Here is a 14,750-nt window from a genome sequence, read left to right on the forward strand (position 1 = left end):
ACAATAACCCAAAGGCATTTATCTTTTTTGCGGATAAATGCCTTTTAGCATTCAAAATAAAGGGAAAAAATGCTATATTCTCTTTTATTGATTTATGGGATTACATTTATACAATATGACGGATTATCACGATATTACCCTTGCTTATGCCGGCGTATGCCAAGCAGCAACTTTAGTGCAACAGTTTGCTCATAAAGGTGTAGCAGATAGAGAGGTTTTTGAGCATTCCATTCGTAGCTTATTAGTTACCCAGCCTGAATCGGCATTAAGCGTATTTGGCGATTCAATTTCACATTTAAAAATCGGGCTTGAAACAGCATTATCACAAACAAGTGGTGGTAACGGGAAATTAGATACGGAGATCGGTCGTTATTGGATAAGTCTGATTGCATTAAGCCAAAAGCTAAATAAAAATCCACAAGCCAAGCAGCAATTAGCCCAGCGTTTACAACAAGTTGAACGTCAATTATCGTTGTATGAAGATAATATCTTAGCCGATCAAATGATTGCTAATTTGGCGGCCATTTATAGCGATGTTATTAGTCCGTTAGGGAACAAAATCCATGTGGTGGGCTTACAAGACTATTTAGTTCGCCCAGATATTCAGCATAAAATTCGTGCTTCTTTGCTTGCCGGGATTCGTGCTGCGATTTTATGGCAACAAGTGGGCGGTAGCCGTTGGCAATTTTTATTTTCTCGTAAGAAAATTTTTAATCAAGCACAGCAACTTTATCGTCAAATTTAATTACACATTTATCTATTTGGAGAATACTAAATAATGGAACTGACTGCGTTAACAGCATTATCCCCAATTGATGGCCGCTACCAAGATAAAGTGGCGAGTCTTCGCCCGATTTTTAGTGAATTTGGTCTATTAAAATTCAGAGTGACGGTTGAAGTGCGCTGGTTACAGAAATTGGCATCTCACGCACAAATTAAGGAAGTTCCGGGGTTTTCTGAAAAAGCAAACGATTACTTAAATCAAATTGTGGCTAATTTCTCATTAGAAGATGCAAATCGTATCAAAGCAATTGAGCGTACAACTAACCATGATGTAAAAGCTGTAGAGTATTTCTTAAAAGAAAAATGTGATGCTTTACCCGAGTTACAAGCGGTTAATGAATTTATTCATTTTGCCTGTACTTCAGAAGATATTAACAACACCTCCCATGCGTTAATGCTAAAAGCGGCTCGTGAAGAAGTATTATTACCTGAATGGAAAAAATTGATCAATGCCGTGGTAGATTTAGCCAAACGCTATCAACATATTCCTTTACTTTCTCGTACCCACGGCCAGCCGGCCAGCCCGACAACGATCGGTAAAGAAATGGCAAACGTAGCTTATCGTTTACAACGTCAATATAAGCAGTTAGAAAATTTAGAAATTTTAGCTAAAATCAATGGCGCGGTAGGGAATTACAATGCGCATTTATCCGCTTATCCTGATGTGGATTGGCATACTTTTAGCCAAGAGTTTGTGGAATCATTAGGGGTAACATGGAACCCTTATACTACGCAAATTGAACCGCACGATTATATTGCCGAGTTCTTTGATTGTGTGGCACGTTTCAACACGATTATTATTGATTTTGACCGTGATATGTGGGGCTATATTGCGTTAAATCATTTTAAACAACGCACTATTGCAGGAGAAATTGGCTCTAGTACTATGCCACATAAAGTAAACCCGATTGACTTTGAAAATTCAGAAGGTAATTTAGGCTTAGCGAATGCGGTGATGACACACTTAGGGCAAAAATTGCCGATTTCTCGCTGGCAGCGCGACTTAACTGACTCAACAGTATTACGTAATCTAGGTGTTGGTTTAGGATATGCCTTAATTGCCTATGCTTCAACCTTAAAAGGTATCAGTAAATTAGAGGTGAATGAACAACATTTACGTGATGAATTAAATCAAAATTGGGAAGTATTGGCAGAGCCGATTCAAACAGTTATGCGTCGTTATGGTATTGAAAAACCATATGAGAAATTAAAAGAGTTAACGCGTGGTAAACGGGTAGATGAAGTGGCAATGCGTGAGTTTATCGAGAAGTTGGCTCTCCCTGAAACAGAGAAAGCTCGCTTGAAAGAGATGACTCCGGCTACTTATATCGGCTATGCTGTTGAATTGGTCGATCAATTGTAAAATTTAGCCCAAAATAGACCGCTTGCAAGCGGTCTTTTTCTGTATTTATTTTGCAAAAGGAAGAAATATGAAACAGGCAAATAGACATAAAAAAATAATTGACTTAGTAAACCAGCTTGGATATGTCAGCACGGAAGAATTAGTTACAGTGTTAAAAGTGAGTCCGCAAACCATTCGTCGAGATTTAAATGAAATGGCGGAAAACAATTTGATCCGCCGTCATCATGGTGGGGCTGCGGCGCCATCTAATACGGAAAATAGTGATTATACTCACCGTAAACAGTTTTTCTCACAAGAAAAAAATGCTATTGCTCAGCAAGTGGCAAAACTCATTCCAAATGGGGCTTCAGTTTTTTTAGATATTGGCACTACATCGGAAGCGGTGGCTTTTGCCTTAAGACAACATAAAAATTTAAAAGTAGTCACCAACAACTTAAATGCAGCTCATATTTTAATGCAGAATCCGGATTGTCAAATTACGGTTGCAGGTGGTAGCTTAAGAACAGACGGTGGTTTGATCGGTGAAGAAACTGTGCGTTTTATTAATCAATTTAGATTGGATTTTGGTGTCTTAGGCATTAGTGCGGTAGATTTAGACGGTTCAATGTTGGACTACGATTATCACGAAGTGCAAGTTAAGCGGGCTTTAATGGAATGTTCCAGACAAGTGGTTTTAGTGACCGATCACTCAAAATTCAGTCGTAATGCTATTGTTCGTTTAGGAAATGTTAAAGAAGTAAATTATTTGTTTACAGATACCTATTTACCGCTAGAATTACAAAACCATTTAAATCAATCGGATGTTATCGTCAAAATTTGTAATGAATAACGAGACTTTTTTTTCTAAGCAAAAATGGATTGCTTATGCTCAGCTTATGCGGTTTGACAAACCTATCGGCACACTATTATTGTTGCATCCAACGCTTTGGGCATTATTTGTAGCGGCAAATGGAATGCCTCCCGTATCTACACTGATTATTTTTATTCTTGGTGTGATTGTTATGCGAGCAGCTGGATGTGTGATTAATGATTATGCAGACAGAGAAATTGACGGGCATGTTAAACGCACTTCACAACGTCCATTGGCAACAGGGAGGGTTTCAACTACAGAGGCTAAAATCATTTTTGCTGTCTTATTAATTTTTGCTTTCTTACTTGATTTAATGCTTAACCGATATGCGTTTTTGCTCTCTTTTGTGGCGGTGTTTTTAGCGGTTATCTATCCTTTTATGAAACGCTTTACTCATTTACCACAAGTGGTGCTTGGTATGGCATTTGGTTGGGCAATCCCAATGGCGTTTGGTGCAGTAAGTGAATCGCTACCACTTGAGTGTTGGTTATTATTTTTGGCAAATTTAGCGTGGACAGTTGCTTATGACACCCAATATGCAATGGTTGATAGAGATGACGACTTGCGAATTGGGGTGAAATCTACTGCGATTTTATTTGCTCAATATGATAATAAAATCATTGCCTTATTACAGTTCACTGCCCTGATTTTATTGGGATTATTAGGCGTAATTAAAAATTACCATATCGGCTATTTTATTGTCTTGGCGTTAAGTGCCACACTCTTTATCTACCAATGTTGGCTAACCAAAAAACGAGAACGTAGTGAATGCTTTAAAGCGTTCTTAAATAACCACTATTTCGGCTTAGGCGTTTTTGCTGCAATTTTGGTAGGGATTTATTTTTAATCTATTTTTTAGGGCAAAATAATTTTCGCCTTTTAAAATCTACTTTGGCGAATGATGAGTTGCTTCTACAAGCGGTTAAATTTCATCTGGAATTTGCAAATTCCTAAAGAAATTTAACCGCTTGTTTTACGATACTTTCTTGCATTTTTCTGCTATAATCGACCCAATTTTTTCCATTTTAAAATAGTAGGAATAAGAATGTCTGAACAAAATCAAACAACAAGTTATGATTCTTCAAGTATTAAAGTTTTACGTGGCTTAGATGCTGTGCGTAAACGTCCGGGAATGTATATCGGCGATACGGACGATGGCACAGGCTTGCACCATATGGTGTTTGAGGTTGTGGATAATGCGATTGATGAAGCATTAGCAGGGCATTGTAAAGATATTATTGTCACTATTCATTCAGATAATTCAGTTTCCGTACAAGATGATGGTCGTGGTATTCCTGTCGGTATTCACCCGGAAGAAGGTGTTTCTGCAGCAGAAGTTATTATGACCGTACTGCACGCCGGTGGTAAATTTGACGATAATTCTTATAAAGTATCGGGTGGTTTACATGGTGTAGGTGTGTCGGTGGTAAATGCACTTTCTTCAAAATTACAGCTTACCATTCGCCGTGAAGGTCATGTTCATGAGCAATTTTATAGCCTTGGTGAGCCGGATGCACCATTAACGGTTATCGGTAATACCGAAAAAACGGGTACAGCGGTTCGTTTCTGGCCGAGTTTAGATATCTTCAAAAATAAAACCGAATTTGAATACAAAATCTTATCTAAACGCTTGCGTGAATTGTCTTTCCTTAATTCTGGAGTGTCAATTAAATTAATTGATGAGCGTGATGGTAAAGAAGAGCACTTCAAATATGAGGGTGGTATTAAAGCCTATGTAGAATATTTAAACGAAGGCAAAACCCATATTCATAACACTCCATTTTATCTTTCAACCGAAAAAGACGGCATTGGGGTGGAAATTTCATTGCAATGGAATGACAGCTACAATGAGAACGTTTACTGTTTCACCAACAATATTCCACAACGTGATGGCGGTACGCACTTAGCCGGTTTCCGTGGTGCTTTAACTCGTGCCTTGAAAAACTATATGGATAACAGCGGCGTGCTAAAAAAAGCGGATGCCAATATTGATGCCTCTGGTGATGATGCACGTGAAGGCTTAGTGGCGGTGATTTCGGTGAAAGTGCCGGATCCAAAATTCTCATCGCAAACCAAGGATAAATTAGTCTCTTCAGAAGTACGTGGGGCAGTGGAAAGCTCTATGAACGAAGCCTTGGCAGAGTATTTGGCAGAAAATCCGGACGATGCGAAAAACATTGTTACTAAAATTATTGATGCTGCTCGTGCGAGAGAAGCTGCTCGTAAAGCCCGTGAAATGACGCGTCGTAAAGGGGCGTTAGATTTAGGTGGGCTGCCGGGCAAGTTAGCCGATTGTCAGGAAAAAGATCCGGCATTATCTGAACTTTACTTGGTGGAGGGGGACTCTGCGGGCGGTTCGGCAAAACAAGGTCGTGATCGTAAAAATCAAGCAATTTTGCCACTGAAAGGTAAAATCCTAAACGTAGAAAAAGCTCGCTTTGACAAAATGCTTTCTTCTCAAGAAGTCGCAACTTTAATTACTGCATTAGGCACAGGCATTGGGCGTGATGACTATAATCTGGAAAAATTGCGTTACCACAAAATCATCATTATGACCGATGCTGATGTGGATGGTGCGCACATTCGTACGCTTTTATTAACTTTCTTCTATCGTCAAATGCCGGAGTTGATTGAAAACGGTTATATCTATATCGCTCAGCCACCGCTTTATAAAGTTAAAAAAGGCAAACAAGAGCGTTATATTCAAGATAACGATGAAATGTCGCAGTATGAAATTGATATTGCCCTTGAAGGTGCAGGTTTATATGTGAGCAATGATGCCCCAGCATTAAGTGGTGTAGCGTTAGAAAATCTGATTTCGCAGTATAACAATGTACAAAAATTAATTGAACGTTTAAGTCGTCGTTATCCGACTCTGCTATTAAACGAGCTGATTTATTCTCCTGCGTTATCGGTAGAATTTGCAAAAAATCAGGCAAATATGACCGCTTGGAGCGAGCAGTTTGTGGCAAAATTAATGGAAAAAGAAGTAGGTGGTAGTTTCTACCGTGCGGGTACGGTATTTAATGAAGAACGTCAAGTCTATGAAGCTGAAATTGTGGTGACCACTCACGGTATGGATACGACCTACCGTTTAGATTTTAATTTCATTAGCGGTAATGAGTATGCCCGTATCGTTGCATTAGGCAATGAGTTAAATGATTTACTCTCAGATTCTGCCTATGTAGTGCGTGGCGAACGCCGCCAAGAAATCAGCAGCTTTGCGGAGGCTTTGGATTGGTTAGTGAAAGAATCCCGCAAAGGTTTAACCATTCAACGCTATAAAGGATTAGGTGAGATGAATCCTGAGCAGTTATGGGAAACCACAATGGATCCGGTTGCTCGTAAAATGTTGCAGGTGAATATCACCGATGCAATTGCGGCAGACAAACTATTCAGTACCTTAATGGGGGATGAGGTTGAGCCTCGTCGAGATTTTATCGAAACTAATGCGTTGTATGCTCAGCTAGATATCTAGTCTTTGATAATTTATTTAAAAAGTAGCGAAATAGCTCAGCTTCTTTTTAATAAATTACGTAAAGTTGTGTAATAGTAGAGAAAAGTTACTGGCCTTATTCTTATAACGCTAGTAACTTTTTTAATTTAAAACTCCGTTATAAACATAACCTTACCTTCTGACTTGGTTCTCAATGATCGTTAAACCCCAATTATTTATAATGAAAGAAGAATACTGTGGAAAAATTAATTAAACAACGTCCTTTACTCACAACAGAAATACTTTCTCCTAATAGATTGCTTAACCGTATTTATCAAAGTAGGGGAATAAAATCAGTTCAAGAATTAGAACATACCTTGCAACATTTATACCGTCCGCAGCAGCTTGCTAATATTGAACAGGCTGTGGATTTATTGCTGGATGCCTATCATACTCAAAGCAGGATTGTGATCGTTGGGGATTTTGATGCTGATGGTGCAACCAGTACTGCTTTGGCGATAACAGCTTTACGTCAACTTGGGTTTAGGCAAGTCGATTATTTAATTCCGGACCGTTTTTCACAAGGTTATGGTTTAAGCGTTGCTGTTGCTGAAATGGTATTGGAAAAGGGAGCGGATTTAGTATTAACAGTAGATAATGGTATCTCCTCTTTTGAAGGCATTGATTTATTAAAAAGTAAAAATATAAATGTTTTGGTCACTGATCACCATCTACCGGCGGAAATGTTACCGAATGCAGATGCTATGGTTAATCCGAATCTCTCTTTCTGTGCTTTTCCTTCTAAGTCATTAGCGGGGGTTGGGGTTATTTTTTATGTCATGATGGCATTGCGTGCTCGTATGCGTGAGCAAAAGTTATTTGAAAAAACACCTGAACCTAATTTTGCTGAGTTGTTAGATTTAGTAGCATTGGGGACTGTGGCGGATGTTGTGCCGTTAGATCAAAATAACCGTATTTTGGTTCATCAAGGGTTAATGAGAATTCGCTCAGGCAATTGTCGATTTGGAATAAAAGCCTTAGCAGAAGTTGGAAAAAGGGATCTTTCAACACTACAAGCAGCTGATTTAGGATTTGCAATAGCACCGAGACTAAATGCAGCAGGCCGATTAGAAAATATGTCTTTAGGGGTTGAGCTATTGATATCGGATAGTATGGAGACTGCTCGTAAGTTAGCTTTTGAACTAGACTCCTTGAATCAGACTCGAAAAGAATTTGAGCTTGAGATGAAAACTGAAGCATTGGCAATTTGTGCTGAGCTACCAAGCCTTAATCAGTCAGAACAAGCTCATGGGATAGTGTTGTATCAGCCTGATTGGCATCAAGGAGTTCTGGGCATTCTTGCTTCACGTATCAAAGATCAATTTAACCGTCCTGTGATTGCTTTTGCACAAGAAAGTGATGAAAGTGAATATCTAAAAGGTTCAGCTCGTTCTATTTCAGGTGTGCATATAAGAGATCTTTTAGAGCATATTGATCTTCAAAATCCAGAGTTAATCACAAAATTTGGTGGGCATGCGATGGCTGCCGGGCTCACTATTCATCAATCTAAGTTAGATTTATTTAAGCAAGTTTTTGATGAGGCTATTGATGAAATTTTAGAGCCTGAGCAACTACAAGGCATTATTTATACCGATGGGGAACTTACCGCCCAAGAGTTTAATTTAGAATGTGCTGAAATGTTACGTCAAGCAGGCCCATGGGGACAGCATTTCCCAGAACCGAGTTTTGAAGGTGAGTTTAAAATTCTTCAACAGAAATTACTGGCAGGTAAGCATTTGAAATTAATGTTAGAGTCAAGCTCTGGACAGTTATTAGATGCAATATGGTTTAATGTTGATGTTCGTTTTTTTCCCGATTTGTCTGTTAAAAGAGCAAAATTAGTTTATAAGCTGGACGTGAATGAATTTCGCGGGAATAAATTTTTACAGTTGAAAGTAGAGTATTTGCATTATATTTAAGTGATTTTACATATAGATGTAATTTACATAAATTTAAGAGAATTAGTTAGAATTAATCCAATTTCTATTGTAAAATCTGTGCGTATACAGCTTTTATTGGTTGTAAAGTTGTAAGCAATTTTTTAGATGGTATTTAATTAAGGAAACTAATAAGGAAACTATATGAAAATGGAGAAAACAGTACTTTTCCGTGGTTTATTATTATCGACGGTAGCTCTTGCAGTGGCTGCATGTGGTAATTTAAGCAAAGTAAGTGATGAAGGGACAACTGAAAATCCGGTATTCCCAAAAATCTCAGAATCTGAATTCAACCACGATGGTTCGCAATTTGGTTCATGGCCAAATTGGGAAAATGTTCGCCAAATTGAAAAAGGTATGAACAAAGATCAACTATATAACCTAATCGGTCGCCCACACTTTGAAGAGGGTTTATATGGTGTGCGTGAGTGGGATTATGCATTTAACTATCGTGAAAATGGTGTTCATAAAATTTGTCAGTATAAAATCTTATTTGATAAAAATATGAATGCACAAAGCTTCTTCTGGTATCCGAATGGTTGTAACGGTAATTCATCATTCAACTTAACGGGTGATTTCTTATTTGACTTCGATAAAGATACTTTAACAACCAAAGGTAAAGAAGTTGTTGATAATGTAGCTGAACAATTAAAATCATCTAAAGCTCAACAAGTTAAAGTTTCAGGTTACACAGATCGCTTAGGTTCTGCTGAATACAACTTAGATTTATCACAACGTCGTTCAAATATGGTAAAAGCACGCTTAATTCAACAAGGTGTTAATGCACAAATTGAAGCTGTTGGTTATGGTAAAGCAAATCAAGTAAAAGCGTGTGATGGCGAAAGCGGTAAAGCGTTAAAAGATTGTTTACGTCCTAACCGTCGCGTAGAAATTTCTGCAAATGGTGGCGTAATTAAACAACAAGATGGTGGTAATGTTGCAGGTCCTAATGGTCCGGCTCCGCTTTACCAAACTCCTGCATATAACGGCAGTAAATAATTTCTAGTTTTGATTAACTTAGAGTAGAATAGAAAGGCAACCAATAGGTTGCCTTTTCTTTTACTTTTTACTTTCTAGGAGAATGCTATGAGTTATCAAGCTATTGCTTTTGATTTAGACGGAACGTTACTTTCATCCAATGCTACTATTTTAGAGTCAAGTAAATTGGCTATTCAAAAGGTAAGAGAAAAGGGAATCAAAGTATATTTTGTTACAGGCAGACATCACACGGCGGTGCGTCCTTATTATGCGGAGCTCGGTTTAGATACACCTGTAGTTTGTTGCAATGGCACTTATGTGTATGATTTTAAAAATGAAAAGGTGGTAACAGGTAATCCGTTGAAACCAGAAACTGCGACGAAATTAATTAATGAAGCACAGTTGGAAGGTATTCATACAGCGGTTTATTTTCAGGATGCCATGACTTATGAAGAACCTAATAACCATTTTATCAAATTTAAAAAGTGGGTAGATTCCTGCCCTGAATCAGTTCGTCCAAATGTGCAACAGGTTGAAAATTTCCAAAAAGAAATTGATAAAGGAATAACAATTTGGAAGGTACTCATTAGCGATCCGGATTTAGCCAAGATGCAAAAATTTGTGGAAAAATTACCGCTTGACGAAGTAAGCCCTGAGTGGTCTTGGATTGACCGTGTTGATATTACCAGTGTGGGTAACAGTAAAGGGGCAAGATTGGCAGAATTATTGAAATTAGAAGGTATTGAACCACAGAAAGTTATTGCATTTGGAGATAATTTCAATGATATTTCTATGTTGGAAAGTGTAGGCTTGGGTATTGCAATGGGCGGTTCCGAAGAAGAAGTTCAGCAAAAAGCTAAAAAAACGATCGGCTCTAATAATGAAGATAGTATTGCAAATGAATTAAAACTGCACTTTAACCTTTAAATTATGATTAAGCCCAAAGATTCTATTGCTCGCCGTATAGGGCTCTATTTTTTAATTATGATTGCATTTGCTTCCATTATTAGTGGTATCTCATTGGGGATTATGTGGAGCAATAAATCTGATGCAAGTCTGATTAATGTTTCGGGTTCATTACGTATGCAAAGTTACCGCTTATTATCGGAAATGTATACAAAGCAAGAAGTGTTGCCCGAGCGTTTATTAGAATATCATCGGACATTACATTCAACCGAGCTGAGTTCACTGAAAAAAAATTGGTTATTGCCTAATAATCTTGAGCATAGTTACCAAAAACTGTTAAAAGATTGGTATGAAATGCAGTCCTATGCAAATCGTGGGGATAGAGGCAGCTATGCTGCTCATATTGAGGCTTATGTACAGAAAGTTGATGATTTTGTTTTGCGGCTTCAAGAATTTGCGGAGTTGAAGCTAAAGATTGCAACAGGCGTAATTTCTGTTGCAATGTTACTGATTATCGCCCTTGCATATATCGGTGTTTGGTATACTCGCAAACATATTATTAGTCCATTAAAGCAGCTTGTGAAAGCAAGCTTGCAAATACAAAATAAAGATTTTAGCCATCTTAAGTTAGCGGTAAACGACCCGAATGAATTAGGCTTACTTTCTGCTACATTTATCGACATGTCTAATGAGTTGTTAAAATTTTATACCTCCTTAGAAGATAAAGTTCAGGATAAAACCCGCCGTTTATTGGCGGTAAATCGTTCGCTTTTAGTTTTATATCAATGTTCTCAACTATTGACAGCTAAGCCGATTAATCAAGATGTTCTCAATCAAGTGCTGAAAACAGTATTTGATAATGAACATCTTCTTGGTATTGAATTGCAAGTTTATGGTGCAGATTATTGGAACGTTACCATAGATAATAAACCGCAGATAGACTGGATTTCATTAGAGATTGCAATAGAAAATGAAAAGCTTGGATTATTACGCTGGAAGCCATCACTACTTTGTCCTGATGAACGATTAATTCAAAACGTATCGGAAATGATTGGCCGCAGTCTTTATGTAGTACAAATGCAAAAGCAGCAGCAACAATTGGTTTTAATGGAAGAACGAGCTATTATTGCACGAGAATTGCATGATTCATTAGCACAGTCTCTTACATTTTTTAAAATTCAAGTGAGTTTGCTTAAATTAGCGAAAAGCGATGAAAAAAGAAATGAAATTTTAACCGTATTTGAAAAGGCATTGAATGAAGCTTATAGCCAGCTAAGAGAGTTGCTTTCCACCTTTAGGTTGACTATCCAAGAGGCAAATCTACAGCAGGCATTAGAAAAAATTATTGAAGGGCTAAGAGCAAAAACTGCAGCACAGATTCGCTTAAGTTGTAAATTACCCTCTCATTTGTTTAATGCCCAACAGCAAGTTCATGTGCTGCAAATTGTTCGGGAAGCAGTAATTAATGCGATTAAACACTCAGAGGCGACAGAAATTAACGTTGTGGCTGAAACCAACGCAGATGGAGAACATTGTCTTATTATCCAAGATAATGGCAAAGGATTACCGAATAATACATTATTAGACGGACATTATGGATTAACCATTATGCAAGAGCGGGCGGCTGAATTAAAGGCAGAATTTTCAGTCCAGAATCATGAAAGTGGTGGTGTGAAAGTCCAAATTGTTTTGCCGAATATGATGAGCAAGCGGTAATTTTTTACAAGAATTTTGCAAATAGAAATAGATTAGTACAATATAAGGATGGAAAATGCAAATCAGAAAATCAACAGAAGCGGATTTTGAAAGCATTTTAGCAATTTACAATCAAGCTATACCTACTCATCAGATTACAGCAGATTTAGACTTAGCAACATTAGAGAACCGTAGAGAGTGGTTTGACTTTCATCTAAATAGCCAACAGTATCCGTTGTGGACAGTTGAAGATGAAACAGGAATAGTGGGCTGGTTTAGTTTTTCACCTTTTTATGAGCGGTCTGCATTTGTGCATACGTCTGAAATCAGTATCTATTTAGATAGTAAAGCAAAAGGGAAAGGTTACGGCTCAAAAATTATTGAATTTATGCAGGCAGAAATGCTCAATCATAATATCCATACCTTAATGGCGTATGTATTTGAGCTGAATCAAGTGAGCCAAAATCTGATGAAAAAACACGGATTTGAACAGTGGGGTAGATTTCCTCATATTGCAAACATGGGAAAAGATGAACAAGGGAATGATAAATGGCGTACCTTGTTAATGATGTCTTACCAAAAAGGGATTGAATCATAAATGAATAGAACAAAAGTAGTGCTTGCTACAGGCAATGCCGGTAAAGTAAAAGAAATGGCAGATGTGTTATCGCAATTCGGTTTCGATGTGGTGGCACAAAGTGAATTTGGTATTGTTTCCCCTGAAGAAACCGGTTTAACCTTTGTGGAAAATGCGCTAATTAAAGCGCGTTATGCCGCAAAAATGACCGGGTTGCCAGCAATTGCTGACGATTCCGGTTTGTCAGTTGAAGTATTAGGCGGAGAACCGGGATTATATTCTGCCCGTTATGCCGGTGCTGAAGCAACGGATGCGGATAATCGTAGAAAATTATTGGTAGAGATGGATGGTAAAATAAGCAGAGAAGCAAAATTTGTTAGCTGTATTGTATTTTTAAAACACGAAACCGATCCTACTCCTTATATTGCATTAGGTGAGTGCTTCGGTGAAATTTTAAAAGAAGAGCGAGGCGACAACGGCTTCGGTTACGATTCACTCTTTTTCTATCCACCTAAAAATTGCACCTTTGCAGAATTAGAAACCAAAGAGAAAAAAGCAATCTCTCATCGAGCTATTGCACTAAAAAGTTTAAAGCAGCAATTAGAAGGAAATAACAAATGATCATTACGACAACACCTACTATTGAAGGAAAAACTGTTACTGAATATAAAGGATTAGTATTTGGTGAAGTTGTTTCAGGGGCGAACTTTATCCGAGATTTTTTAGCCGGAATTACTGATATTGTTGGCGGGCGCTCTGGTGCTTATGAAAGCAAACTCCACAGTGCCAGAAAAAATGCGCTTGCGGAGCTGGAAAAAGAGGCGAAAAAAGTAGGCGCAAACGCAGTTGTTGGTGTCTCTCTCGAGTATCAATCAATGGGTGGTGATAAAGGCATGTTTATTGTGGTAGCAACAGGCACGGCAGTAGTTGTGCGTTAGTTATGACAATCAATCAAAACAGCATTGAGCCTGATTTCTGGCAGAAAAAAAACTTGCTCGAAATGAATGAGGCAGAGTGGGAAGCGCTATGTGATGGTTGTGGGAAATGTTGCTACCGGAAATATATTCAAGGACGAGGCAAGCGTGAAAGACTTTATTACACTTCGGTTGCTTGCAATTTATTAGATCTCAAAACAGGGCGTTGTAGCAATTATGCTAATCGGTTTAAGGTTGAGAGAGATTGTACTAAACTCACTAAAAAGAATTTACCAGATTTCGGCTGGTTGCCGAAAACCTGCGCTTATCGACTACTTTATGAAGGAAAACCGTTGTTTGATTGGCATCCGCTTATATCACAAGATCCGAACTCAGTGCAAAAAGCCGGTGTTCTTATTCCAAATGGTATTCATGAAAAAGAGATTATTGACTGGTTTGAATTTGTGATTGATGAGGTTTAAATTACAAAAAAGGCGTTTCATTAGAAACGCCTTTTAACTGTTAAGCTTTTGCCATTTCAAATTCAATTAACATCATTAAAATATGGATAACTTTAATGTGAATTTCTTGTGTGCGGTCTGCATAACGGAAGTGTGGCACACGGATTTCGATATCGGCTAATCCTGCCATTTGACCACCATCTTTGCCTGTCATGGCAATGACTTTCATCCCTTTTTCTTTTGCAACTTTAATCGCATTCAGCACGTTTTTAGAATTACCCGAAGTTGATAAACCGAATAGCACATCGCCTTTTTGTCCAACCGCTTCCAGATAACGGGAAAAGACATATTCATAGCCAAAATCATTACTTACACAGCTTAAATGGCTCACATCGGAAATCGCAATTGCCGGATAACCGGGGCGGTTCTCGCGGTAGCGACCGGTTAATTCTTCCGCAAAATGCATAGCATCACAGTGTGAGCCGCCATTCCCGCAAGAAAGCACTTTGCCACCTTGTTTGAAACTGTTGGAAATCAATAAGGCTGCTTCTTGAATTAGTTTAATGTTATTTTCATCAGACATAAATTTATCTAATACATCTGCAGCTTCTTGAAGTTCCGCTTTAATTTGTTCTAAATACATAGGATGCCCCTTTTGCAAAAAAATGAAGTTTTTTAACCGCTTGTTGCGATTAAAAGTAGCTTAAGTTTAGAAGATCTCAAGGAAATTGTAAATCAAGTAGCCTAAATAATACTTTTGGGTTGTAAACAAAAGTTTCCAAAAGTAAAA

The 14,750-nt window shown here is 38.0% G+C and carries 14 protein-coding genes; 13 read left to right on the forward strand and 1 reads right to left on the reverse strand.

Annotation, left to right across the window (positions count from 1 at the left end):
• Positions 1-115 precede the first annotated feature (115 nt).
• From hflD to A4G16_RS03505, 13 genes are all read left to right on the forward strand, one after another.
• Positions 116-745: a high frequency lysogenization protein HflD gene (hflD, locus tag A4G16_RS03445; protein WP_165889892.1), complete on the forward strand. Its 630-nt coding sequence runs from the start codon at positions 116-118 to the stop codon at positions 743-745.
• 33 nt (positions 746-778) lie between these two features.
• Positions 779-2,146, forward strand: coding sequence for an adenylosuccinate lyase (gene purB, locus A4G16_RS03450; protein WP_165888703.1), 1,368 nt, complete (start codon positions 779-781; stop codon positions 2,144-2,146).
• 67 nt (positions 2,147-2,213) lie between these two features.
• A complete protein-coding gene (locus A4G16_RS03455) occupies positions 2,214-2,975 on the forward strand; it encodes a DeoR/GlpR family transcriptional regulator (RefSeq protein WP_165888704.1) in 762 nt (253 codons plus the stop codon).
• Positions 2,968-3,843, forward strand: coding sequence for a 4-hydroxybenzoate octaprenyltransferase (gene ubiA / locus A4G16_RS03460; protein WP_165888705.1), 876 nt, complete (start codon positions 2,968-2,970; stop codon positions 3,841-3,843). Before A4G16_RS03455 ends, ubiA begins: the two co-directional genes overlap by 8 nt.
• A 198-nt stretch (positions 3,844-4,041) precedes the next feature.
• A complete protein-coding gene (gene gyrB, locus A4G16_RS03465) occupies positions 4,042-6,474 on the forward strand; it encodes a DNA topoisomerase (ATP-hydrolyzing) subunit B (RefSeq protein WP_165888706.1) in 2,433 nt (810 codons plus the stop codon).
• Positions 6,475-6,689: 215 nt separating this feature from the next.
• The gene (gene recJ / locus A4G16_RS03470) at positions 6,690-8,411 is read left to right on the forward strand and encodes a single-stranded-DNA-specific exonuclease RecJ (RefSeq protein WP_165888707.1); all 1,722 of its coding nucleotides are present in this window, start codon (positions 6,690-6,692) and stop codon (positions 8,409-8,411) included.
• 168 nt (positions 8,412-8,579) lie between these two features.
• Complete coding sequence (locus tag A4G16_RS03475; protein ID WP_165889893.1) at positions 8,580-9,428, forward strand: OmpA family protein; 849 nt, start codon at positions 8,580-8,582, stop codon at positions 9,426-9,428.
• Positions 9,429-9,515: 87 nt separating this feature from the next.
• Positions 9,516-10,334, forward strand: coding sequence for a pyridoxal phosphatase (locus tag A4G16_RS03480; protein WP_165888708.1), 819 nt, complete (start codon positions 9,516-9,518; stop codon positions 10,332-10,334).
• 3 nt (positions 10,335-10,337) lie between these two features.
• Complete coding sequence (narQ, locus tag A4G16_RS03485; protein WP_165888709.1) at positions 10,338-12,029, forward strand: nitrate/nitrite two-component system sensor histidine kinase NarQ; 1,692 nt, start codon at positions 10,338-10,340, stop codon at positions 12,027-12,029.
• A 55-nt stretch (positions 12,030-12,084) separates the two neighbouring features.
• On the forward strand, positions 12,085-12,606 hold the full coding sequence (locus A4G16_RS03490; protein WP_165888710.1) for a GNAT family N-acetyltransferase: 522 nt from the start codon (positions 12,085-12,087) through the stop codon (positions 12,604-12,606).
• A complete protein-coding gene (gene rdgB / locus A4G16_RS03495) occupies positions 12,607-13,206 on the forward strand; it encodes an RdgB/HAM1 family non-canonical purine NTP pyrophosphatase (protein WP_165888711.1) in 600 nt (199 codons plus the stop codon).
• The gene (locus A4G16_RS03500) at positions 13,203-13,523 is read left to right on the forward strand and encodes a heavy metal-binding domain-containing protein (protein WP_027074740.1); all 321 of its coding nucleotides are present in this window, start codon (positions 13,203-13,205) and stop codon (positions 13,521-13,523) included. Before rdgB ends, A4G16_RS03500 begins: the two co-directional genes overlap by 4 nt.
• Positions 13,524-13,525: 2 nt before the next feature.
• Positions 13,526-13,981 carry a YcgN family cysteine cluster protein gene (locus A4G16_RS03505; RefSeq protein WP_165888712.1) on the forward strand — a complete coding sequence of 152 codons (456 nt, stop codon included), beginning with the start codon at positions 13,526-13,528 and terminating at the stop codon, positions 13,979-13,981.
• A 40-nt stretch (positions 13,982-14,021) separates the two neighbouring features.
• Here the strand turns inward: A4G16_RS03505 and lpcA are convergent, their stop codons facing one another.
• Complete coding sequence (gene lpcA, locus A4G16_RS03510; RefSeq protein ID WP_165888713.1) at positions 14,022-14,603, reverse strand: D-sedoheptulose 7-phosphate isomerase; 582 nt, start codon at positions 14,601-14,603, stop codon at positions 14,022-14,024.
• Positions 14,604-14,750 lie beyond the last annotated feature (147 nt).

Source organism: Mannheimia granulomatis, from assembly GCF_011455695.1.
Classification (GTDB): domain Bacteria; phylum Pseudomonadota; class Gammaproteobacteria; order Enterobacterales; family Pasteurellaceae; genus Mannheimia; species Mannheimia granulomatis_A.